The following is a 23,381-nucleotide window of genomic DNA, read 5'->3' on the forward strand; positions in this document are numbered from 1 at the left end:
GCTCGCTCCTACAGCTTTTCGGTGCCATGGGTCGTTAAATGGAACTGTAGGAGCGAGCTTGCTCGCGATAAGACACCTCGGCTACCCAAACCACCGCGCCAACCCACTCGGCGTCAACCCCGTCCAGCGCTTGAACGAGCGCCGGAAATTGGTGGTGTCGCTGAACCTCAGGTAGTTGCACACCTCTTCGTTGGTGTAGCCCTTCATCTGATACAGGTACAACGCCACATGCCGGCGCACCAGGTCCAGTTGCTGCTGAAAGTGGGTGCCGTGCTTGTGCAGTTTGCGCTTGAGGGTGGTCGGGCTCATGCCGAACGCCGCCGCCACGCGATCAAGGTTGATCGGTTCGTGAATGTGGCTGTGCAGGTGATCGTACAGGCGGTCGAGAAAGCTCGCGCCGCCCTCCAGCGCAGCCAGTTGCTCCAGGCAGGCTTGACGCGCCACCAGCCCCGGGGTGGTGGCGACGTCGGGCAGCGGCCGGTGCAGGTATTCGCGCGGCAGTGACAGCAACGTCAGCTGCGCATCGAAACGCACCTCTTCCCCCAGGTACACCCAGTACTGCTCGATATGTCGCGGCTCGCTCCAGGCGCACTGAATGCGCCACGGCAGGTGTTCGCCGGTCAGGCGCCGACTCATCGCCAGCACCGCGCTCAGGCAGGCTTCGCCGAGAAACTGCCCCTGGTTGCCGGCACCGCAGCCGTCTTGCCAGTACAGGTGCAGATAGTGTTCTTCCAGCAACAGCCGCGGCGTCAGCAACGGGCTGAGCAGGCTGTGGAATTCGCAGAGATTTTCCAGCGCCTGATACAGGTTGCCGGCGTGCAACAAGGTCTGGCTGGCTTCGCCGTAATGCCCGGGAAGCAGGCGCTGGCCGAACAGGAAGGCGCTGTCGTCGGCATCCAGCAGGCGTCTGGCGTTGTCGATCAGGGTCAGGAATTGCTCCTGGCTGAACTTCGCCCGGCCCTGGCTGATGTCCTCGTAGAACACTTCGCAACCGCGCAACAGGCGGTGGCTGTCGATACCCCGGGACAGCGCCAGGTCGATCAGCGCCGCGGGCTGGAAGTGCCCGATGATAAAGCGCTGGTCACGCTCGTAGCCGGTCATGCCGCCCCCTTGTGCGGCGCTTGCCGCTTGGCTTTGGCAATGCCCAGGTTGACCCGTTTGAGCAGGTTTTCGACGTCGTCCTCATAGGCCATCGCCACCGCCACGCTGGCGCGCAGGTGCAGGCGCTCGCCGTGGCGGCGGGTCTTGTGGGCCAGGCTCGCCACCGCTTGTTGCAGCTCATCGGCCAGCCAGCGCGCCTGGGTTTCGCCGGTGTTGGGCATGACCACCACGAAGCGGTCGCCGGCCAGGCGGCACAGCACGTCCTGCTGGCGCAGGTTGAGCAGCAGGAGTTGCGCCAGCACTTGCAGCAGGTGATCGCCCTCGGCTTCGCCGTGGAGCAGATTCACTGCGCTGAAATCGTCGATATCCAGCACCACCAGCGACAACGGTTGTTGCTCGCGGCTGGCCTGTTCCAGCGCCCGATGCACATGCTGGCGCAGGTACTGGGCGCCGCCCAGCGGGGTGAGTTTGTCGAACAGCAGGTGCTCGCGGAAAAGGCCCTCGCGCTTGCGCATCTGCGCGTTGATCGCCTGTTGTTCCTGGTGCAGGTGATAGATGCCGAAGGTCACCAGCACCAGGCCCACCGGCATCGGCGCGGTTTCCAGCCAGTTGTCCCAGACCGCGCCGGGCGCCAGGCGAATGAATTCGTCGAGCACGTCCATCCACCAGGAAAAACATACGCAAGCCATGCCCACGGCGAGCATGCGGGTGACCCGCCCGGCAGGGCGGCTGCGCATCAGCATCACCAGCCAGATCAGCCAGATCAGTCCCGAGCCGCCTTCGCCGATCACGTCCATCCAGTTGATCTGCTCCCACGGTTTTACCTCGCCGAAGGCCAGGTAAAGCTGCAGGCCGAGGTTGGCCGCGACGGCGAGGCCGACGAAGGTGAGGGTGTGCAGTTTCAGCAGTGATTTCATGAACGTCTCCGGGCCGGGCCCGCCCAGCGTGCCCGACCGATATCACAACGCTGTTACAGACTCTTGTCCCGCGACTTGCACGGCAATTGGTCCGGGCCTTGTGCGCCGTTGCAGAAGCGCTCCGCCGGCAGTTGTCTGGCCGGCTCGCTCAGGCGGTTGCGGCCCTGCTTGTCGCGGGTCAGGTCGAAGGCGTCATACAGCCGCCCGCTGGCGGTGAAGCTGCGCACTTCCAGGCGCGAGGCGCCGACTTCGACGGTCTGGTAGAGCTGGGTTTCCTCGGCGCTGCGGTCCGGCTGTTTACGCGCGCGGTCGTTGACGCCGTACATTTTCGACCCGGCCACCGAGACCATGTACACCGGCCCCTGCACCTTGCCGGCGGCCTGCGCCTGTTTTGCTGCGGCGCGACCGTTTTCGTTGCTCAGGCGGCTGTAGCAGTGGTCGTGGCCTTGCAGCACCAGGTCCACCGAATAGCGTTCGAACAGCGGTTTCCACGCGGCTTTCAGCGGTTCGGTGTCTTGCGGGCGGGCGCAGGTGAAGATCGGTTGATGGGTCACCACCACCTTCCAGCGCGCCTTGCTTTCCTTGAGGCGTTGCTCCAGCCACTGGCTCTGCTGGTCGAGGGTGTTCAGGTCGAGGGCGGCGGTGCCGTCGAGGACGATAAAGCGCACACCCTGGTAGTCGGTGACGTAGGTGGTGCTCTTCAGCCCGGTGACACCGTTGTCCGGCAGGGCGAACTGTTTTGCCCAGTGCGGGCCGAGGGTGCGGCTTTCGCTGCCGTCGGGGTTGAGGCTGTCGAGGTATTCGTGGTTACCGGCGGCGACCACTTGCGGCACGCCGGCGTAGTGGAAGCCGCCGGCCTGGTTCCATTCGCCCCATTCGTCGTCATGCACCAAGTCGTCACGCTGCGAGGTGAGGTCGCCGGCATGCACCACCAGCGCCGGGTTGGCGGTGGCGTGCAGGGCCTGGCGGACGCTGCGCGAGGCGATGGAGAGGATGTCGTTCTGGGTGTCGCCGAGGTAGATGAAGCGGAACGGCTTGAAGCCTTCGGCGGCGGTGCGGAACTGCAGCCACTCGCTCCAGCCCTCGGCGCCCTTGACCCGGTAGACGTAGGCGCTGTCCGGCTGCAGGTCGCTCAGGCGAATCTGGTGATAGAGAGCCGCGCCGTTCTCGGTGTCCAGCGCCTGGCTGCTGCCTTCCAGCAGGCGGGCGCGTTTCTCCAGTTGCGGGCCGTCCAGGGCCGGGGCCAGTTGCAGTTGGCTGGCGTCCTGGCGGGTGTCGGTGCGGAAGGTCACGGCCATTTCCCGCGCCGGGTTGGCGCCCGGGGTCAGCACGATGCGATCGGCCAGGCCGCTGGCGGCGTAGGGTGCGCCGGGGGAGTGGGGCAACGGGTCGGCAACGGCGTGGCCGAGGCAGGTGGCGAGGGCGAGGGCCAGCAGGCTCAAGCGGGACATGAAAGATCCTTGATCGATGAGTAGTGGCGGCCAAGGAAACAAAGGCGAATGACGGTTGGGTTACAGGGGAGGGGGTCTATTTGGGTGGTGGCAGATGTGAAAAATATGTTGGTTTTTTGCGGGATCTGTTCGGGCCGCATGGCTGGCGAGCCAGCGCCCACAAGGTTCTGAGCATGTCCGTATTGTGAGGGAGCTGGCCTGCCAACGATGAAGCGCTAATCCAGAAGGAGGTCATTTCAGCCCAGAACACCGGCAAAATCCGGTAAAAAAGCCCCGATCCGACCGCCACAAAAATCCCTGTCACAGATCTGCCACACACCACCCCTAGCGTGCCCTGCAGTTTCCGCCCCGACGTGGCGGATGGACTTCAGGGGGAGCGTTATCGTGGTTACCGTCAAGCCCGCAGACAACCGTCGGCGATTCAAGATCAGCCTGTTGAGCCTGGCCATCGGCGCCAGCCTGCCGGCCTTCGCCGAAGACAAGGTCGAGCACGTCAATGTGGTCGGTCAGGCCGCCAGCATGGACCAGGCGCTCAAGGAGCAGAAAGCCTCCGACACCGTGCGCAGCGTGGTCCACGCCGACGCCGTCGGCCAGTTGCCCGACGACAACGCCGCCGAAGCCTTGCAGCGTATTCCCGGCCTGTCGGTGGAGCGCGACCAGGGCGAAGGCCGCTTCGTCAGCGTGCGGGGCATCGGCCCTGACCTCAACAGCGTGACCATCAACGGCACCCTGCTGCCGGCCCCGGAGGGTGATCGCCGCGCCGTGGCGCTGGATGTGCTGCCCACCGAGTTGGTGCAGTCACTGTCGGTGGTCAAGACCCTGACCCCGGACATGGACGCCAACTCGCTCGGCGGCACCATTGAGGTGGAAAGCCTCTCGGCCTACGACCATCCGGGGCTGTTCTACACCCTCAGCGGCGAAGCCAGCCACGACAAGAATACCAGTCAGGACAGCCCGAAATTCTCCGGCGCCTTCAGCAACAAATTCAGCCTTGGCGACGGCATCGACAACTTCGGCGTGGCCGCAGCCTTCAGTTGGCAGCAGCGCGATTTCGGCTCGGACAACGTCGAAACCGGCGGCGCCTGGGACTTCGAAGACGGCCAGCCGCGTCTTGAGGACGCCGAGCAGCGTGACTACCGCATCCGCCGCGAACGCACCGGTGCCGGGCTCAACTTCGATTACCGGCCGGACGATTTCTCCAGCTATTACCTGCGCACCCTCTACAGCCGCTTCAAGGACACTGAGACGCGCAACGCCGCCGGCATCGAATTCGAAGATGCGCAAGTGTCCGGCGAGCGCGGTGACGGCGAAGGCTGGCGCTCGCTGAAGTCCCGTGAAGACACCCAGGAAATCCAGTCCTACGTGTTCGGCGGCGAACGCCTGATCGATGCCTGGACCCTCAGCGGCCAGGTCGGCTACAGCAAGTCCAGCGAGAACGATCCGGGCGGCATCGCCAACGCCAAGTTCGAAGGCGACTTCGCTGACGTCGGCTTCGACGGCACGCGCAAGCCGCGCCTGAGCACCGGTTCGGCGTTCTACGACCCGCAGTCGTTCAACCTCGACAAGGTGGAGTGGGAAAAAGCCAACTCCAGCGACGAGGAAAAGAACATCCGCCTGGACCTCGTCCGCGACTACGAACTGAGCGGCAACAGCGCCCAGGTCAAGTTCGGCGCCAAGGCCAGCCGCCGCGACAAGCGCAGCAACACCGACGTCTGGGTCTACGACGACTTCGACGACCTCAGCCTCGACGGCTTCCAGAGCGGCAAGGTCGATTACGCCCTCGGCAACTTCGGCAACGGCATCAGCGCGGGCGCGATCAAGGATCTGATCGGCGGCCTCGACCGCAACGCCTTCTACGACGAAGAAGAATCGCGCATCAACGATTTCCAGATGAGCGAAGACATCAACGCCGCCTACCTGATGAACACCCTCGATGTGGACGCCTGGCGTTTCATCGCCGGGGTCCGCTACGAAGGCACCGAGTTCGAGGCCAAGGGCACCGGCCTGCGCGACGGCGAATACAGCCCGACGCAAAGCCGCAAGCGCTACGACCACTGGCTGCCGGGGCTGCACGCCCGCTACCAGTTCACCCCGCAGACCCAATTGCGCGCGGCCTGGACCCACAGCGTGGTACGCCCGACCTTCGGCCAGTTGGCGCCGGGCTTCATGATCGATGACAGCGAAGGCGAGGCGAGCTTCGGCAACCCGGACCTCAAACCGCTGGAGTCGATGAACCTCGATCTTGGCATCGAGCATTACCTGGGCCGCGCCGGCGTGCTCTCGGCGTATGTGTTCTACAAAGACATCGACAACTTCGTCTACAGCACCGACCTCGCCGGCAGCGGCGAATGGGTCGACTTCGACGAAGCCAAGACCTTCGCCAACGGCCAGAGCGCAAAACTCTACGGTCTTGAACTGGCCTACTCGCAGAAATTCGACTTGCTGCCGGCGCCGTGGAACGGCCTGCTGCTGGGCAGCAACCTGACCTTGAGCAAGTCCCGCGCCGAGATCGAGGGCCAGGGCCTGACCCGGCGCATCGACCTGCCGAACCAGTCCAACACCGTCGGCAACCTGACCCTCGGCTGGGAAGACGACAAGCTCAGTCTGCGCCTCGCGGCCAACTACAAATCCAGCTTCCTGGCCGAAGTGGCTGCCGCGGATGACAAGGCCCACGACCTGTATGCCGACGACCAATTGTTCGTCGACTTCAAGGCCGGCTACTTCATCACCCCGGACCTGCAACTGACCTTCGAAGCGCAGAACATCACCGACGAGTCCTATTACACCTACACCGGACGCCGCTCGTTCAACTCCCAGTACGAAGAGTACGGCCCGACCTACAAGCTCGGCCTGACCCTGACCCACTTCTGACCGCTTCGCCCGCGCCGCAGCCCTGGCGGGCAGTGGTGCGGGCTGCCCATGAGAACCGCACATGTTCAACGCACGACCCTACACCCTGCTGAGTGGCCTGGTGCTCGCCATGGCCGTGGCCCAGGCCTCGGCGCAACCGGCGCTGACCCTCGGCGAGCGCCTGCCCGGCAGTCCGGAAAATGCCCGGCTGCTAGCCAACGATGCGTTCTGGCCCGGTGCCGACCGCCTTGTGGCCGGCAAGCACGGCCTGCAACTGCTGAAAGCCGACGGCCAGGTGCTGAGCCAACTGGACGGCCGCTTCAAGGGCCTCGACCAGCGCCTGGTCGATAACGGCCTGCTGGTCGCCAGCTTCGACAGCAAACGCCAGCAGGCGTTGCTGGTCCGGCTTCAGCGCGACAAGGGCTGGAGCACGCCGCTGTACCTGCCCAAGCGCGATTTCGCCATCGAGGGCCTGTGCCTGTACCGCGACAGCGCGCGCAACAGCTTCGTCTTCCTGCTCGGTGCCGAGGGCGTCGGCGAGCAGTGGCTGGTGGCGAGCGATGACCAGCCGCTGGCGGCTGCGCAGCGCGTGCGTGGCCTGAGCCTGCCGCCGCTGAGCGAGTACTGCCAGAGCGACGACGCCAGCGACAGCCTCTACGTCAACGAAGAAAACCTCGGCCTGTGGCGCTATGGCGCCGCCGCCGAAGCGCCGTTGCAGCGCCGCCCGGTGGACCTGCGCGCGCCCTTCGGCGGGATCGGCAAGCGCAGCGCCGGCATGGCCCTGGTGCCGGGCGGCCTGCTGGCGCTGGACCCGGTGAGCGCGACCCTGCACCTGTACCGCCAGACCGGCATCACCTGGCAGGCCGACGCGGTGCTGCCGCTGGCAGAACTGAAAGCGCCCGAGCAACTAAGCGTGCGGCCTGACGCCAAGGGCCTGGAACTGCTGATCGTCGATGACCAAGGCCAGCGCCGTGCGCGCCTCGACTGGAGCCTGCCGGCCGTCACGCCAGCGCTAGCCATCCCGGTATTGCCGGCGCAGGTGCAGACCGAGCCGGTGCCGAGCTTTGGCGACGCCGCCGATGACCCGGCGATCTGGGTCAACGCCGCCGACCCGGCACTCAGCCGGGTGCTGGGCACCGACAAGAAGGGCGGGTTGCTGGTCTATGACCTGCAAGGCCGGCAGTTGCAGGACTTGCGTATCGGCCGGGTAAACAACGTCGATGTGCGCAACGGCTTCCACCTGGGTGACCGCGAGGTCGATCTGGCGGTGGCCAGCAACCGCGACAACAACAGCCTGCACGTCTTCGCCATCGAACCGAAGACCGGCGAGGTCAGCGTGCTCGGCGAGGTCGCCACGCCGCTCAAGGACATCTACGGCCTGTGCATGCTCAAGGACAGCGACGGCGCCCTGTACGCCATCGCCAACGACAAGGACGGCAGTTTCCTCCAGTACCGCCTGAGTGCCCCGGCGGGCGAGTTGCGCGGTGAGCTGGTGCGCCGTTTCGCCACCGCTTCGCAACCGGAAGGCTGTGTCGCCGACGACCGTGGCCAGCGCCTGTTTATCGGCGAAGAAGACAAGGCGGTCTGGGCCCTGGACGCCCGCGCCGACGCGCCCGCCACGCTGGAAAAAGTGATCGGCGTTGGCGGCCCGATCAAGGCCGATATCGAAGGGCTGGGCTTCTATCAGGGCAAGCAGCGCGACTACCTGATGATTTCCAGCCAGGGCAACGACCGCTATGTGGTGGTCGAAGCCAGTCCGCCGTACCGCCTGCGCGGGGCCTTCAGCATCGGCCTCAATGCCGGGCTCGGCATCGACGGCGCCTCGCAGACTGACGGCCTCGACCTGACCTCGGCCAACCTCGGCGGCCCCTGGAGCCAAGGGCTGCTGGTGGTGCAGGACGGGCGCAAGCGCATGCCCGAGGGGCGGCAGAACTTCAAGTACATCGGCTGGAGCCAGGTTGCCGAGGCCCTGAAGCTCGACTGAGCGCCTGTCATCAGCCGGTAACACGCCGGACATCAAATCGAGTGATCGCCCCGCCGACGCGGGGCCAAGGAGCAAGACATGCAAGCTGCAACCGAACACATGAGCATCTGGGGCCTGGTCAGCGACGCCAGCCTGGTGGTGCAGGCCGTGATGCTGTGCCTGGTGCTGGCCTCATTGCTGAGCTGGTACCTGATCGTCCAGCGCGGGGTCAGCCTGCGCCGCAGCGAGCGGCAGTCCGACGCATTTCTCCAGCGTTTCCGCGCCAGTGGCGACCTGGCCCTGCTGTACCGCGAAAGCCAGACCAAGGGCAGCGATGGCGAAGAGGAAACGCCGTTGCAGCGGATCTTCGTCGATGGCTACCAGGCTTTCTCGCAATTGCAGCGCCAGCCGCAGATCGCCAGCGACAGCGTGCTCGAAGGGGTCGAGCGCAGCCTGTACGTGGCGCTTGCCGAGCAGGACGAACGCCTCGACAAGGGCCTGGCGTTTCTCGCCACCGTCGGTTCGGTGAGCCCGTATATCGGCCTGTTCGGCACGGTGTGGGGAATCATGAATGCCTTCCTTGGCTTGTCCCAGGTGCAGCAGGCGACCCTCAACACCGTGGCGCCCGGCATTGCCGAAGCGCTGATCGCCACCGCCATCGGCCTGTTCGCGGCGATTCCGGCAGTGATGGCCTACAACCGCTTCAGCGCCCGCGGCCAGACTCTCAGCGCGCGTCAGTACAGCTTTGCCAACGAATTGCAGGCGCGTTTGCACAAACGCCTGCACTGCACCGCGAACATCGCCGCGGTGGCCTGAAAGGAGCGTCCCCATGTTGGTCAAACCCCAGCGCAAACACGCCGCCAAGGCGGAAATGAACGTAGTGCCCTATATCGACGTGATGCTGGTTCTGCTGGTGATTTTCATGGTCACCGCGCCGATGCTGGTGCAGGGCGTCAAGCTTGATCTGCCCAAGGTCGCCGCCCAGGCGCTGCCGGCCGACAGCGAGCGACAAGTGCTGACCCTCTCGGTGAAAAACGACGGCAGCTTCTACTGGAACATTGGCCCCGACCTGAAGATCGAGGGCCAGAGTGACAGCGCCGTGAGCCTTGAGGAAATGCGCGACAAGGTCGGCCAGATCATTGCCCTGCGCGGCGATACCCAGGTTTATGTACGCGCCGACCATGGTGCCGACTATGGCCGGGTGGTGGCGGGCATTGCCGAATTGCAGCGCGGGGGTGTGACCAGCCTCGGGCTGATCACCGAGGAGCCTTGAGCATGAGCAGCCTGAGCCTTGCGCTGCCGGTCAGCGCGCCGTCCTTCAACCTGCCGCGCTGGCGCGGCCATGTCGGCGCCGCAGGCATTGCCGTTGCCCTGCATGCGGCGCTCGCGGTGGTCTTGCTGGGGCATGACTACACGCCGCGCTTGCCGACGCCGGTGGTTGCGGTGATCACCACCCAGTTGGTCAGCCTGCCGCCGTCCGCGCCGCCGATTGAGCCGGTTGAAGCGGTGGTGCCAGCGGTGGCCGTGCCCGAGCCTGCCGCGATCGAGCCGCCACCACCGCCGCCGCAAGTACTGACGCCGCCAGCCCCGGTGCCGCCCAGCGCGGCCGAACTGGCCTTCAAGCGCGAGCAGCAGCGTGAAGTCGAAGTGCGCCGCCAGGAGCGTATCGCCGAGCAGCAACGTCGTCGCGACGAAACCCGGCAGCGTGAAGAACAGGCGCGAGTGCAACAGGAGCAAGCGGCGCGAGAAGCCGCCGAGGCGCGGGAGACCCAGCGTCTGGCTGCTGAACGGCGCGCCGCCGACGACCGCGCCCGGGCCGCTGCTGCCAGTTCACAGTACCTGCCCCTCAGCAAACAGGCGCCGGACTACCCGCAGCGCGCGCTGGACAAGGGCGTGCAGGGCGATTGCACGGTCAGCTACACCGTCGACACCCAGGGCCGCGTCCGCGATCCCCGTGTGCTGGACGGTTGCCATCCGTGGTTCACCCAGCCGTCGCTGCAGGCGGCGAGGACGTTCAAGTACCAGCCCCGGCTGGTCGATGGCCGGGCGGTGGAAGTGCCCGGCGTGAAAAACACTTTTCACTACAGTATTGAGCAGGGGGTGAGGTAGGTGTTGGGGGCTGGGATTGGCCGCATGGTGCTAGCCAAGAGACCTTCAGCGCTCTCAAAATCGAGCGCCGCCCGCGCGGCGCATCGCGAGCAAGCTCGCTCCTTGTATGTTCTGAGCGTACCCAAAGGGATTCTGAATTCTTGAAAGGTACGCCTACCTAAGTAGTTCCAAGGGGGAGGCCGGACGCTCCTGGAGACGGGCTTTGCACCCGATCTCGTATGTAGATAGGCCCCCCCGCCTCATTGCCCACTACGAAGAGTATCCGGAAGCCGACGAATCGGACTTCGCATGACAAGGTTGTAGCGGCATGAAGTTCGAGGTCGGGGGAACCTTGGGAGATTCTGTCTTAAAAACCGGGAGAGCGAAACCATGTCGAGGAGTGCCGGGATCGACGTTGCAGCCAGGACTGCAGTGCTGACCATCCTTCACGAAGATCGTGTCGAAACCACCAAGATCATCGAACAAACAGCCAAGGGACATCAGCAGGCCGTTGCGTTACTGAGCAAGTGCAATCCCGATCGTGTCGTTTTGGAGGCCACCGGGATTTATTACCTGGATCTCGCCTTGGCCTTGGCTGAAGCCGGACTACCCGTGTCGGTGATCAACCCCAAAAGTAGCCACCACTTCGCCAAAGGCATGCTTGAGCACAACAAGACCGATCAGGTTGATGCGCGTCTTTTGGCTCAGTACGGAGAGCGGATGCGACCTCGTCTGTGGACTCCACCGACGGCTACTCAGTTGAGTTTGAGAACTCTGGGGCGACACGCCAATCGGCTGGTTGCCGCACGAACCCGTGCGAAGAATCAGTTGCACGCCTACACGGCGTCCAAAGAGCAGGTTGATTTGATTGTTGAGGATTTGAAAGACGAGATCACAGCATTTGACCGCCGCATTGAGCGCATACGTAAAGCGGCGATTGAGCAGATCGAATCCGACCAGAGACTTCAACATGTCGCCAAAGCAATTCTTGCTGCACCAGGCATTGCCGAGGTCTCGCTGATCTCAATTTTGGCGGAGCTGACAACTCTTCCCGATACCCTGAAGTCCTCGCAGGTGAGTCGCCACGCGGGGCTTGATGTGCGACTGACCCAGTCAGGAACCAGCGTGAACAAGCCGGGGCGTTTGGGAAAGGCTGGCAACATCTATTTGCGCTCGGCGCTCTTCATGCCCGCGATGTCCGCTGTACGTTTCGACCCATATGCGAAGGGTTTCTACGACGTATTACTGGGAAGGGGGAAGAAGAAAATGCAGGCAATTGCGGCTGTCATGCGGAAATATTTGACGGGCATATGGGCCTGTATGAGAAGCGGAGAACCCTTCGACACGGCCAAGCTTTTTAGCGAAAAGCACCTGCTGAAAGCTTGACCGCGAACAGAGTATCTACATCGGTTGCAACGTACCCATGCCTGTCAGGCCATGGTTGACCGCCTTGTTTGTACGACTCGATTTCGAGGGTGGTGCCTCAGCCGCCCTGTACTCTCCAGCCATGCACCAAGGCTGGCAACGCCAATCCCACAGGCTATGGCGCGTTGCAACCAATGAGCGAGCTTGCTCGCGATGCGCCGCGCGGGCGGCGCTCGATCTTAAGGGCGCCGCAAAAACACCGACATGCACCCCTGCCCATCGCCGCCCAGATTCTTGAGATGTTCCCCACTCAACTGTTCACCCACCAACACCCGCCCAACACTTTGCTGCCCAACAGCCCATTCCCATCGCCTTGAAATTTTCCTAACCATCTGAAAATAAAGGCTTTATGCCGTTGGCATGGCTTGTGCTCTAGCCCTTGCATCCATGTAATCAGGATCAAGGAACATTCATGTCCACACCTGCCGTTTCTGCCCACTACGACATCCGCCAGCCGGATGCGCACCTTATCCGCGACGACGCCGAAGCCATCGCCGTCGCCCACCGTATCGCCGCGCTGCTGCGCGAAGGCGCCTCCGAGCGTGACCGCACGCGGCAGGTGCCGGCCGATGTGGTCGATGCCTTTTCCAACAGCGGGCTGTGGGGCATTACCGTGCCGCGCACCTACGGCGGTGCCGAGGTGTCCTTCGCAACACTGGCCAAGGTGATCGCCATTGTCTCCGCCGCCGACCCGTCCCTCGGCCAGATCCCGCAGAACCATTACTGCCTGCTGGAAGACATCCGCCTGCAAGGCAGCGAGGAGCAGAAGCGCTTCTTCTTCGACCTGGTGCTCAAGGGGCATCGCTTCGCCAATGCGTTGTCGGAAACCGGTGGCAAGACCGTACAGGACATCCGCACCCGCCTGGTCGCGGAAGGCGATGGCTACCGCATCGACGGGCGCAAGGGCTACTGCACCGGCTCGCTCTACGCCCACTGGATCGGCGTGCTGGCCCTCGACGAACAAGACCGCGGGCAACTGGCCTTCGTTCAGCGCGGCACGCCGGGGCTGGTGGTGGTGGATGACTGGGACAGCGTCGGCCAGCGCACTACCTCCAGCGGCACGGTGATCGCCGACGGCCTGCGGGTGCCGGCCTTCCATCTGTTCGCCAGCTACCGCTCCTACGAAAGCCCGACCCTGGCCGGCCCGTTCGCCCAGTTGACCACCGCCGCCATCGACGCCGGCATTGGCCGCGCTGCGCTGGACGACACCATCGCCTTCGTCCGCGAACACGCCCGTCCGTGGGTCGATGCCCAGGTGGAAAAGGCTGGCGATGATCCGCTGACCATCATTCAGGTCGGCTCGCTGGAGATCCGCCAGGAAGCCGCCGAAGCGCTGCTGGAACGGGCCGGCTGGGTGCTCGACGCGGCCAAGCCGGCGCCGGACGAAGACAATGTCGCTGCCGCCTCGGTGGCCGTGGCCAAGGCCAAGGTGCTGACCACCGAAGCCGCCATCGAAGCCACCAACCGTCTGTTCGAACTGGGCGGCACGCGCTCGTCGCTGGCCAAACACAATTTCGACCGCCATTGGCGCAACGCCCGGGTGCACACCCTGCACGACCCGGTGCGCTGGAAGTACCACCTGGTCGGCAACTGGGCGCTGAACGGCATCAAGCCGCCGCGTCACGACTGGAACTGAGGTCCGCCCATGTCCAAGCAGATTCGTCTCAACGCCTTCGCCATGAACACCGTCGGGCACTTGTCGCCCGGCCTTTGGCGGCACCCCCGCGACCAGTCGCGGCGCTATACCGATATCCATTACTGGGTCGAGCTGGCGAAAACCCTGGAGCGCGGCCGCATCGACGGCCTGTTCATCGCCGATGTGCTGGGGGTCTATGACGTCTATGGCAGCAGCGCCGACGCGGCCCTGAGCAGCGGCGCCCAGGTGCCGGTCAATGACCCGCTGCAACTGGTGCCGGCGATGGCTGCGGCCACCAAACACCTGGGTTTTGGCGTGACCGCCTCGGTCTCGTTCGAGCACCCGTTTCCGTTCGCCCGGCGCATGTCCACCCTCGATCACCTGACCCAGGGCCGCGCCGGCTGGAACATCGTCACCTCGTACCTGAGCAGTGGCGCACGCAACCTCGGCCAGCGCGAGCAGCTCTCCCACGACCAGCGTTATGCGCTGGCCGAGGAATACCTGCAGGTCTGCTACAAGCTGTGGGAAAACAGTTGGGAAGAGGACGCCGTGCGTGCCGACCGCGACAGCGGCGTGTATGCCGACCCGGCCAAGGTCCACGGCATCGACCATGACGGCACCTACTTCAAGGTGCCGGGTTTCCACCTCTGCGAGCCGTCGCCGCAGCGCACCCCGGTGCTCTACCAGGCCGGCGCATCGAGCCGTGGCCGGACCTTCGCTGCGGCCAATGCCGAATGCGTGTTCGTCGCCGCGCCAAGCAAGGCGGTGCTGAAGAAACAGGTGGACGAATTCCGCGCTGCCGCAGTGGCCGCCGGGCGTGCGGCGGACGATATCGTCATCCTCGAACAGCTCACGGTGATCGTCGCCGAGACCGACGAGGCGGCCCTGGCCCGCCTGCGCGAGTACCGTGAGTACGCCAGCGCCACGGGCGCGCTGACCCTGATGTCGGGCTGGACCGGTATCGACTTCGCCCAGTACGACCCGGAGCAGGTGCTGCGCGAAGTGCCGAGCGACGCCATCCAGTCGGCGGTGGAAGCCTTCACCCGTGCCGACCCGACGCGCACCTGGACCACCGCCGAAATCGCCGATTACTGCGCCATCGGCGGCGACGGCCCGGTGTTGGTGGGCTCGGCGCAGACCGTCGCCGACCAGTTGCAGGAGTGGGTCGAGGCAACCGGTGTCGATGGTTTCAACCTGGCCAGTGTGGTCGCCCCGGAAACCTTCGTCGCCGTGGTCGATCTGCTGGTGCCGGAGTTGCAGGCCCGCGGCCTGTTCAAGCGCGAGTACGCCGAAGGCACCTTGCGCAACAAGCTGTTCGGCCAGGGTGACCGCCTGCGCGCGCCGCATCCGGTTGCTGCGCTGCGTCGGGAGTCCGGCAAATGAACGAGCTGCTGGTCAACCTGAACTGGGGCGAGGTCGGCGAGGCCAGCCTGGAAACCCTGAGCATGCTCGGCGCGGCGCTGGCCTTCACCGTGCTGCTCGGGCTGCCGCTGGGGGTGCTGCTGTACCTCACCGGGCAGCGTCAGTTGTTGTCCAGCCCGCTGTTGTACCGCTGCCTGTCGCTGGTGGCGAACGTGTTGCGTTCGCTGCCGTTCATCATCCTGCTGATCGTGCTGATCCCGGTCACCACCCTGATCACCGGCACCTCTCTGGGGGTACGCGGCACCATCCCGCCGTTGGTGGTGGGTTGCACGCCGTTCTTCGCCCGGCTGGTGGAAACCGCGCTGCGGGAAGTCGATCGCGGGCTGGTGGAAGCCAGCCAGGCCATGGGCGGCAGCACCTGGCAGATCATCCGCTACACGCTGTTGCCGGAATCACGTACCGGCCTGATTGCCGCCGTCACCGTGACCGCCATCGTGCTGGTGGACTACACCGCGATGGCCGGAGTGATCGGCGGCGGCGGTCTCGGCGACCTGGCGATCCGCTTCGGTTACCAGCGTTTCCAGACCGATGTGATGGTGGTCACCGTGCTGCTGCTGATCCTGCTGGTGCAGGCCCTGCAAATGAGCGGCGACCGCCTGGTGCGGCACTTCACCCGCCGCTGAATACCGTTTTGCCCAACCCGGCCCCACGTTCGCCCTACGACGGCCAACCCAAATCCCAAAGGAGCACATCATGTTCAAGCAGTCTCTGGCGGTCCTGGCCGCCGCAATCATCAGCCTGTCGGCCCACGCCAACGAGAAACTTACCGTCGGCGCGACTCCGGTCCCTCATGCCGAGATCCTCGAGTTCGTCAAACCGGTGCTGGCCAAAGAAGGCGTGGACCTGGACATCAAGGTCTTCACCGACTTCATCCAGCCCAACCTGCAATTGGCCGAGAAGAACCTCGACGCCAACTACTACCAGTACCGGCCGTTCCTCGATGACTTCAACAAGACCCGCCACACCGACCTGGTACCGGTGGTGGGCGTGCACATCGAGCCGTTCGGCGCGTATTCGACCAAGATCAAGGACCTCAAGGACCTGCCCGACGGCGCCAGCGTGGCCATTCCCAACGACCCGGTGAATACCGGTCGCGCCCTGGTGCTGCTGCACGAGGCCGGGCTGATCAAACTCAAGGATCCGAGCAACACCCTGGCGACCCAGCGTGATATCGCCGAGAACCCGAAGAAACTGAAAATCCGCGAACTTGAAGGCGCCTTGCTGGCCCGTGCGGTGAACCAGGTGGACCTGGCGTTCGTGTTTGCCAACTACGCCCTGGAAGCCGGGATCGACACCAACAGCGCGCTGATCGTCGAGAAGGGCAAGGACCTGTACGTCGAGTACCTGGTGGCCCGCCCGGACAACCTGCAGGACCCGGGTATCCAGAAACTCGCCAAGGCGCTGAACTCGCCTGAAGTGCGCAACTTTATCCTGACCCGTTACAAGGGTCAGATTGCGCCGGGCTTCTGATCTTTCGGGGCTGCTGAGGGCTCATCGCGAGCAAGCTCGCTCCTACAGGGGCGTATTTGAACTGTAGGAGCGAGCTTGCTCGCGATGGATCACACAGCGGCCCATAGCGTTCAACCAACCAGGGTGTTCAGATCGTGACCCGCTTCTCCCCGGAAATCCTCGCCTCCGTCATTCCTCTGCAACTACGCGGGATCGGCAAACGTTACGGCAATCTCACCGCCCTCCAGGACATCGACCTGCAGGTCCAGCGCGGTGAAATCTTCGGCATCATCGGCCGCAGCGGCGCCGGCAAGTCCTCGCTGCTGCGCCTGATCAACCGCCTCGAAACCCCCAGCGCAGGCCAGGTGTTGATCAACGGCCAGGACATCGCGGCCTTGAGCACCACACAACTGCGCCCGCTGCGCCGGCAAGTGGCGATGATCTTCCAGCACTTCAACCTGATGGCCACCCGCACCGTCGCCGAGAACATCGAACTGCCACTGCGCATGGCCGGTGTGGCGGCGGCGGAACGGCTACGTCGGGTCGATGAGCTGCTGCAACTGGTGGGTCTGGTCGAGCGCCGCGATGCCTACCCGGCGCAGTTGTCCGGCGGGCAGAAACAGCGGGTCGGTATCGCCCGCGCGCTGGTGCTGGAACCACAGATTCTGCTGTGCGACGAAGCCACTTCGGCGCTCGACCCGGAAAGCACCCAGGCAATCCTGCAACTGCTGCGCGACATCAACCGGCGCCTGGGCCTGACCATCGTGCTCATCACCCATGAGATGGAAGTGATCCGCGACCTCTGTCACCGCGTGGCGGTACTGGAGCGCGGGCAGGTGGTGGAGCAGGGCGAGGTGTGGCGGGTGTTCGGTGATCCGAAGCATGAAGTCAGCCGGATTCTGCTGGCCGGTTCCGAGCACGTCGAAGACAGCGCACGGAGCGCCGAGGGCGAGGTGTTGCTGGATCTGCATTACACCGGTGAGCGCGGGCTGGAGCCGGATCTTGCGGCGTTGTCGGCGGCGTTGCCGGGGCTGCGCCTGGTGCAGGGCGGGGTGGAGCGGATTCAGGGCGGCGCTGGGGCGGTTGCGGGTGGCGGTGGGCAAGGTGCATCTGGAAACAGTCAGGGGCTGGCGGACCGGGTGGAGCGAATTCAGTGAGCCAACTCGCCAAACCAATAAAATACCGGCCATGCGCTAATGCCAGTCAGTTAGCCATGGGGCCGCTTTGCCGCTTCAGGAAGCTCGCCCACATAATCTGCACCTTGGCCAGGATCCTGTGGGAGCGAGCTTGCTCGCGAAGGGCTGCAAAGCAGCCCCAACATAGGCGCCAAAACGCTAACTGACTGGCATTAGGCCATGCGCCGGGTTTTTTTTGGGTGTCCAGCGATCAGGGCATCAATGCGCCCCCGCCGCCTTGTTCAAATCACTCTCCTGCCACTCGGTGTACACACAGGCATCCGCCACCGCCCAGCGCACTTTCACTTCATCCCCCGGTTTCATCGACATGCCTGCCGCCGACAGCGCTTTCACGGTCATGGCAGTGCCGCCTGTAGTCACCACGCTGCAGGTCTGGCTTTCGCCGAGGAACAGCACTTCGCCAACCTTTGCCGTGACTTCGTTCCAGCCCGCCGGCAGCGCCTCGGTGGCGGCCTGTTCGCGGCTCAGGGCCAGGGCTTTTTCCGGGCGGACCATCAGCAGCACGTCCTGGCCTACCGCCAGGCCCGGGGTCAGGCGCATCGCCACCGGCTGGCCTTCGAAACTGGCCGCGCCGTTGCCCTGAGCCTTGACCCGGAGGAAGTTGGAGTTGCCCAGGAACGAGGCGACGAACGCATTCGGCGGGTTCTGGTAGAGGTCGTAGCCGGTACCGAGGCCGACGATCTTGCCGTGGCTGAAGATGGCGATGCGCTGGGACAGGCGCATGGCTTCTTCCTGGTCGTGGGTCACGTAGACGATGGTGATGCCGAGCCGACGGTGCAGTTGACGCAGTTCGTCCTGCAGGTCTTCACGCAGTTTCTTGTCCAGCGCGCCAAGGGGTTCGTCCATCAGCAGGATCCGCGGTTCGTACACCAGCGCCCGGGCAATCGCCACACGCTGTTGCTGACCACCGGACAATTGCGCCGGACGGCGGTGGGCGAATTTGTCCAGTTGCACCAGCTTGAGCATGGCGTCCACTTGCTTGTCACGCTCGGCGGCGCTGCGCTTGCGGATCGCCAGGGGGAAGGCGATGTTGTCGCGCACCGACAGGTGCGGGAACAGTGAGTAACGCTGGAACACCATGCCGATATCGCGTTTGTGCGGCGGCACGTTGACCAGCGACTGGCCGTTGACCAGGATCTCGCCGCTGCTCGGCGTCTCGAAACCGGCCAGCATCGACAGCGTGGTGCTCTTGCCCGAGCCGCTGGAGCCGAGGAAGGTGAGGAACTCGCCGTCCTGGATGTCGAGGCTGATGTTGTCCACTGCGGCGAAGTCGCCGTAGTGCTTGTTCAGGTTGCGCAGGCTGACGAGGGTCTTGGCCTGGGCGGCATCGTTGATGACTGCACTCATTGTTGTTCTCTCCGGGCGCTCAGGCGCTGACTTCGTTGCGCCGGCGCAGGGCGGCGGCGATCACCATGACCAGTACCGACAGGCCGATCAGCAGCGTCGAAGCGACGGCAATCACGGGTGTCAGGTCCTGACGCAGGGTGGTCCACATTTTCACGGGAAGGGTCTGCAGGTTCGGGCTGGCCATCATCACGCTGAGTACCACCTCGTCCCACGAGACGAGGAAGGCGAACAGGCCGCCGGCGATCATTCCCGGGCGAATCCCCGGGAAGGTCACCTTGACGATCGCTTGCAGGCGCGAGGCGCCGCAGATCACCGCGGCGTCCTCGATCGACTGATCGAACAGCTTCAGCGAGTTGATGATGGAAATGATGGTGAAGGGCAGGGCGACGATGACGTGGCTGACCACGAAGGAAAACAGCGTGCCGGTGTAGCCCAGTTTCAGGAACAGCGCGTACACCGCCACGGCGATGATCACCAGCGGCACGATCATCGGCAGGGTGAACAAGCCGTAGAGCATTTCGCGGCCAGGGAAGCGCCCACGCACCAGGGCGAACGCGGTGGGCAGGCCGAGGGCCACGGCGACCACCGTGGTCAGCAGCGCCACCTTGAGGCTGGCGAAGGCGGCGTCCATCCATTCGGCGTTGGAAAAGAACTGGCCGTACCACTTCAGCGTCCAGCCCGGCGGCGGGAATACCAGCCACTGCGAGGAGCCAAACGACAGCAGCACGATGAACACGATCGGCAGCAGCAGAAACAGTGCGATCAGCCCGGTGGTGGTGTAGAGCCCGAAACGCAGGCGCCGGCTCATGGCATTGGGGGTCAGGAGCATGGTCGCTTACCTCGCGTTGCTGTTGCCGACCGGGGATTCCGGTTGCAGCTTCAGGTAGAAATAGAACAGCACCAGGGTGATCGCGATCAGCAACGCCGCAGCGGCACTGGCCAGACCCCAGTTGAGGAACGACTGCACCTGCTGGACGATGAATTCCGGCAGCATCATGTTCTGCGCGCCGCCGAGCAGGGCCGGGGTCACGTAATAACCGAGGGACATCACGAACACCATCAAGGCGCCGGAGAACAGCCCCGAGCGGCACAGCGGCAGGAACACTTTGAAGAAGTTGGTCCACGGACTCGCGCCGCAGATCGAGCCGGCCTGCAGGACCATCGGGTCGATGGCCTGCATGGTCGCCTGTAGCGGCAGGACGATGAACGGGATCATGATGTAGCTCATGCCGATCACCACGCCGGTGAGGTTATGCACCATTTCCAGCGGGGCATCGATGATGCCCATTGCCATCAACGCCTTGTTGATCACCCCCGAGGCCTGCAGCAACACCAGCCAGGAATAGGTCCGGGCGAGCAAGCTGGTCCACATCGACAGCAGCACGATGTTCAGCAGCCAGCGGCCCCAGCCACGCGGCACCAGGGTGATCGCCCAGGCCAGCGGAAAGCCCAGCAACACGCTGATCAGGGTGACCAGACCGGCCACCGAGAAGGTGTTGAACAGCACCCGGGCGTAGGCCGAGTTGGCGAACAGTTGCTCGTAGTTGCCCAGCCCAGGCACCGGTTCCAGCACGCCGCGCAGCAGCAGGCCGATCAGTGGCGCGAAGAAGAACAACCCGAGAAACAGCAGGGCCGGTAGCAGGTTGCGGCTGCCGCGCCAGCGTTGGCGCAGCGACGGCGTGGGGTTCATGGCCGCTCCCTTGTTGCCGGTGCCAGGGGCACCGGTTGCCGATTGCAAGGCGTTGATGGCGACTTTCATTTGACCAGCCACTCATTCCAGCGGGTAGCGATGGCTGGACCGTTCTTCGCCCAGTAGGCGAAATCCAGGGTGACCTGATCTTGAGCGTAGGCGGTGGGCAGGTTCGGTGCGAGGTCAGGCTTGAGCAGGCTGACGCTGTCCAGGTTCACCGGCGCATAAGCGGTCTGGTTGGCGAACTCGGCCTGGCCCTTGGCACTGGCGGCGTTGGCGATGAACTTCATGGCCGCGTCCTTGTTCTTGGCGCCTTTGGGCACCACGAGGAAGTCCGCCATGACCAGGTTCTGCTTCCAGCTCACGCCCACTGGCGCGCCGTCCTGTTGCAGGGCGTAGACGCGGCCGTTCCAGAACTGGCCGAGAGTGGCTTCGCCGGAGGCCAGCAGTTGCTGCGACTGGGCACCGCCGCCCCACCAGACGATGTCTTTCTTGATGGTGTCGAGTTTCTTGAAGGCGCGGTCCAGGTCCAGCGGATAGAGCTTGTCGGCGGCGACGCCGTCCGCCAGCAGGGCCAGTTCCAGTACGCCTGGGCTTGGCCATTTGTACAGGGCGCGTTTGCCGGGGTAGGTCTTGGTGTCGAACAGCGCGCTCCAGTCCACTGGCTTGTTGGCACCCAGCTTGCCTTCGTTATAGCCGAGGACGAAGGAGAAGAAGAACGAGCCTACGCCGTGGTCGGAAACGAAGCGGGGGTCGATGCGATCACGCTGGATGGTATTGAAGTCGAGGGGTTCGAGCAGGCCTTCGCTGGCGGCGCGCAGGGCGAAGTCGGCTTCGACGTCGACCACGTCCCACTGCACATTGCCGCTTTCGACCATGGCTTTGAGTTTGCCGTAGTCGGTGGGGCCGTCCTGCACGACCTTGATGTTGCTGCTCTTGCTGAAGGGCTCGGCCCAGGCGGCTTTTTGCGCGTCCTGGGTGGTGCCGCCCCAACTGACGAAGTTCAGACTGTCGGCGGCCTGGGTGGCCTGACAAGCCAGGGTCAGCAGGCTGATGGACAGCACTGCGGTTACACGTTTGCTAAACAGCATGGTTACGCCCTCGTTGCTTTTGTTATTCGAGGCGGGCTTTCTGTCGCCCGCCAATCAGTTCGGGGAGCAGCTTTTACAAAGTGTGAGTGGCCGTTTGTGATTGTAGGTGCCGGCCTGCAGGTTTTAAGGTCTACGGGATATCATATTATGGTATTCCAAACTTTTGGCAAGTGGTGCGGGGTTACCGGCTATCACTCGAGGGTGTGGGATGCGCCTGAACCGCAGCGATAAGGCCATCAGCAACCCCCGCAATTTTCTACCTGTGCGCGCACCGCAACGGTGCAACCATTCCTCGGACAGGGCTTTGCAAGTGCAACCTTTCAGCGCACAATCGCGCCCCTCTTTGATGGCCGGGGTGCGTTGAGGCGTCTGTTTCGCCACTTCCGGCGCTGTTGCAGTCTTGCGTGTGGAGTTGCACCCGGAATGAATGAGCAGGCCCCAAGCGTTGAACAACGCTTTGAATCGACCCCAGCCGCGACCCTCGGTAGCTGGGCCCGTCAAGACACCACCTGGATGCTCGGCCTGTTCGGCACCGCCATCGGCGCCGGTACACTGTTCCTGCCGATCAACGCCGGCCTCGGCGGTTTCTGGCCGCTGCTGATCCTGGCGCTGCTGGCGTTCCCGATGACGTATTACGCCCACCGCGGCCTGACCCGCTTCGTCCTCTCCGGGCGTGGCGACGGCGATATCACCGAAGTCGTCGAAGAACACTTCGGCCTCAGCGCCGGTGCAATGATCACCGTGCTGTATTTCCTCGCCATCTTCCCGATCCTGCTGATCTACAGCGTGGCGCTGACCAACACGGTCGGCAGCTTCATGGAACACCAACTGCACATCCAGCCGCCGCCGCGTGCGCTGCTGTCGTTCGTGCTGATCCTCGGCCTGCTGGCCGTGGTGCGTTGCGGTGAACAGGCCACGGTCAAGGCGATGAGCCTGCTGGTCTATCCGTTTATCGTGGCCCTGGCGTTTCTCGCGGTATTCCTGATTCCGCACTGGAACGGCGGCATCCTCAGCACCGCAAGCGAACTGCCAGCGGGCAGCGCCTTCCTGCACACCCTGTGGCTGGCGATCCCGGTGATGGTGTTCTCCTTCAACCATTCGCCGATCATCTCGGCCTTCGCCGTCGACCAGAAACGCCGCTACGGCGAGCACGCCGACCAGCGCAGCGGGCAGATCCTGGCTCGCGCGCACCTGTTGATGGTGGCGATGGTGATGTTCTTCGTGTTCAGTTGCGTGCTGACCCTGACCCCGGCGCAACTGGCTGAGGCCAAGGCGCAGAACCTGTCGATCCTGTCGTACCTGGCCAACCACTTCAGCAACCCGACCATCGCCTTCGCCGCGCCGTTGATTGCCTTCGTCGCGATTGCCAAGTCGTTCCTCGGCCACTACATCGGTGCCAGCGAAGGCCTCAAAGGCATCATCCTCAAGACCGGCAAGCGTCCTCAGGCCAAGACCCTGGACCGGGTGACTGCCGCGCTGATGCTGGTGGTGTGCTGGATCGTCGCCACGCTCAACCCGAGCATTCTCGGCATGATCGAAGCCCTAGGCGGCCCGGTGATCGCGGCGATCCTGTTCCTGATGCCGATGTACGCGATCCGCCGCGTGCCGGCGATGCGCAAATACGGTGGCGCGATGTCCAACGTATTCGTGACTCTGGTAGGGCTCGTTGCGCTGTCGTCGGTGGTGTATTCGCTGATTCCGTAAGGCTTCATCGCGACGGCCCGGCGTCACGCATGCCGGGCGTTGCGATGGATT

19 protein-coding genes are annotated in these 23,381 nt (G+C 64.2%); 12 read left to right on the forward strand and 7 right to left on the reverse strand.

From position 1 onward, the window contains the following. Positions 1-81 precede the first annotated feature (81 nt). The 3 genes from HWV67_RS02290 to HWV67_RS02300 are packed head-to-tail and all read right to left on the reverse strand — an operon-like array spanning position 82 to position 3,469. The gene (locus tag HWV67_RS02290; RefSeq protein ID WP_110972130.1) at positions 82-1,101 is read right to left on the reverse strand and encodes an AraC family transcriptional regulator; all 1,020 of its coding nucleotides are present in this window, start codon (positions 1,099-1,101) and stop codon (positions 82-84) included. Further along, positions 1,098-2,018, reverse strand: coding sequence for a GGDEF domain-containing protein (locus tag HWV67_RS02295; RefSeq protein ID WP_175649735.1), 921 nt, complete (start codon positions 2,016-2,018; stop codon positions 1,098-1,100). Before HWV67_RS02295 ends, HWV67_RS02290 begins: the two co-directional genes overlap by 4 nt. Positions 2,019-2,071: 53 nt before the next feature. After that, complete coding sequence (locus tag HWV67_RS02300; protein WP_175649736.1) at positions 2,072-3,469, reverse strand: purple acid phosphatase family protein; 1,398 nt, start codon at positions 3,467-3,469, stop codon at positions 2,072-2,074. 384 nt (positions 3,470-3,853) lie between these two features. Between HWV67_RS02300 and HWV67_RS02305 the strand changes: the two genes are divergently transcribed. The 11 genes from HWV67_RS02305 to HWV67_RS02355 all read left to right on the forward strand — a co-directional run bounded on the left by HWV67_RS02305 (position 3,854) and on the right by HWV67_RS02355 (position 17,459). Beyond that, a complete protein-coding gene (locus HWV67_RS02305) occupies positions 3,854-6,340 on the forward strand; it encodes a TonB-dependent receptor (RefSeq protein WP_256679993.1) in 2,487 nt (828 codons plus the stop codon). Positions 6,341-6,401: 61 nt separating this feature from the next. Next, positions 6,402-8,303, forward strand: a complete 1,902-nt coding sequence (locus HWV67_RS02310; RefSeq protein WP_175649738.1) for a phytase — start codon at positions 6,402-6,404, stop codon at positions 8,301-8,303. 78 nt (positions 8,304-8,381) lie between these two features. Next, positions 8,382-9,098 carry a protein TolQ gene (tolQ, locus tag HWV67_RS02315; RefSeq protein WP_175649739.1) on the forward strand — a complete coding sequence of 239 codons (717 nt, stop codon included), beginning with the start codon at positions 8,382-8,384 and terminating at the stop codon, positions 9,096-9,098. 13 nt (positions 9,099-9,111) lie between these two features. Beyond that, the gene (gene tolR, locus HWV67_RS02320) at positions 9,112-9,555 is read left to right on the forward strand and encodes a protein TolR (RefSeq protein WP_175649740.1); all 444 of its coding nucleotides are present in this window, start codon (positions 9,112-9,114) and stop codon (positions 9,553-9,555) included. 2 nt (positions 9,556-9,557) lie between these two features. After that, positions 9,558-10,391, forward strand: coding sequence for an energy transducer TonB (locus tag HWV67_RS02325; protein ID WP_175649741.1), 834 nt, complete (start codon positions 9,558-9,560; stop codon positions 10,389-10,391). 369 nt (positions 10,392-10,760) lie between these two features. Beyond that, positions 10,761-11,756 carry an IS110 family transposase gene (locus HWV67_RS02330; RefSeq protein ID WP_175649742.1) on the forward strand — a complete coding sequence of 332 codons (996 nt, stop codon included), beginning with the start codon at positions 10,761-10,763 and terminating at the stop codon, positions 11,754-11,756. A gap of 451 nt (positions 11,757-12,207) precedes the next feature. Further along, positions 12,208-13,431 carry an SfnB family sulfur acquisition oxidoreductase gene (locus HWV67_RS02335; protein WP_175649743.1) on the forward strand — a complete coding sequence of 408 codons (1,224 nt, stop codon included), beginning with the start codon at positions 12,208-12,210 and terminating at the stop codon, positions 13,429-13,431. 9 nt (positions 13,432-13,440) lie between these two features. After that, positions 13,441-14,814, forward strand: a complete 1,374-nt coding sequence (locus tag HWV67_RS02340) for an LLM class flavin-dependent oxidoreductase (RefSeq protein WP_175649744.1) — start codon at positions 13,441-13,443, stop codon at positions 14,812-14,814. Further along, entirely contained in the window at positions 14,811-15,476 is a 666-nt protein-coding gene (locus HWV67_RS02345) for a methionine ABC transporter permease (RefSeq protein ID WP_110970501.1), read from the forward strand. Before HWV67_RS02340 ends, HWV67_RS02345 begins: the two co-directional genes overlap by 4 nt. Positions 15,477-15,546: 70 nt before the next feature. Beyond that, positions 15,547-16,323 (forward strand): MetQ/NlpA family ABC transporter substrate-binding protein, encoded by a 777-nt coding sequence (locus tag HWV67_RS02350; protein WP_110970500.1) that lies wholly within the window; start codon positions 15,547-15,549, stop codon positions 16,321-16,323. Positions 16,324-16,457: 134 nt separating this feature from the next. Next, positions 16,458-17,459 (forward strand): methionine ABC transporter ATP-binding protein, encoded by a 1,002-nt coding sequence (locus HWV67_RS02355; protein WP_175649745.1) that lies wholly within the window; start codon positions 16,458-16,460, stop codon positions 17,457-17,459. Between the two features lie 237 nt (positions 17,460-17,696). Here the strand turns inward: HWV67_RS02355 and HWV67_RS02360 are convergent, their stop codons facing one another. Genes HWV67_RS02360 through HWV67_RS02375 form a run of 4 tightly spaced genes read right to left on the reverse strand, consistent with a single transcriptional unit; the run spans position 17,697 to position 21,626 of the window. Next, the gene (locus HWV67_RS02360; protein WP_095153781.1) at positions 17,697-18,845 is read right to left on the reverse strand and encodes an ABC transporter ATP-binding protein; all 1,149 of its coding nucleotides are present in this window, start codon (positions 18,843-18,845) and stop codon (positions 17,697-17,699) included. Positions 18,846-18,864: 19 nt separating this feature from the next. Beyond that, a complete protein-coding gene (locus tag HWV67_RS02365; protein ID WP_095153780.1) occupies positions 18,865-19,674 on the reverse strand; it encodes an ABC transporter permease in 810 nt (269 codons plus the stop codon). A gap of 6 nt (positions 19,675-19,680) precedes the next feature. After that, positions 19,681-20,604, reverse strand: a complete 924-nt coding sequence (locus HWV67_RS02370) for an ABC transporter permease (RefSeq protein WP_175649746.1) — start codon at positions 20,602-20,604, stop codon at positions 19,681-19,683. Further along, positions 20,601-21,626 carry an ABC transporter substrate-binding protein gene (locus tag HWV67_RS02375; RefSeq protein ID WP_175649747.1) on the reverse strand — a complete coding sequence of 342 codons (1,026 nt, stop codon included), beginning with the start codon at positions 21,624-21,626 and terminating at the stop codon, positions 20,601-20,603. The genes HWV67_RS02370 and HWV67_RS02375 overlap by 4 nt, the downstream gene beginning before the upstream one ends. A 423-nt stretch (positions 21,627-22,049) precedes the next feature. Here HWV67_RS02375 and HWV67_RS02380 point away from each other — a divergent pair, with 423 nt between their 5' ends. After that, positions 22,050-23,330 carry a serine/threonine transporter gene (locus HWV67_RS02380; protein ID WP_175649748.1) on the forward strand — a complete coding sequence of 427 codons (1,281 nt, stop codon included), beginning with the start codon at positions 22,050-22,052 and terminating at the stop codon, positions 23,328-23,330. The last annotated feature ends 51 nt before the right edge of the window (positions 23,331-23,381 follow it).

Origin of the sequence: Pseudomonas sp. Marseille-P9899 (assembly GCF_903166565.1) — a bacterium.
Taxonomy (GTDB): Bacteria; Pseudomonadota; Gammaproteobacteria; order Pseudomonadales; family Pseudomonadaceae; genus Aquipseudomonas; species Aquipseudomonas huaxiensis.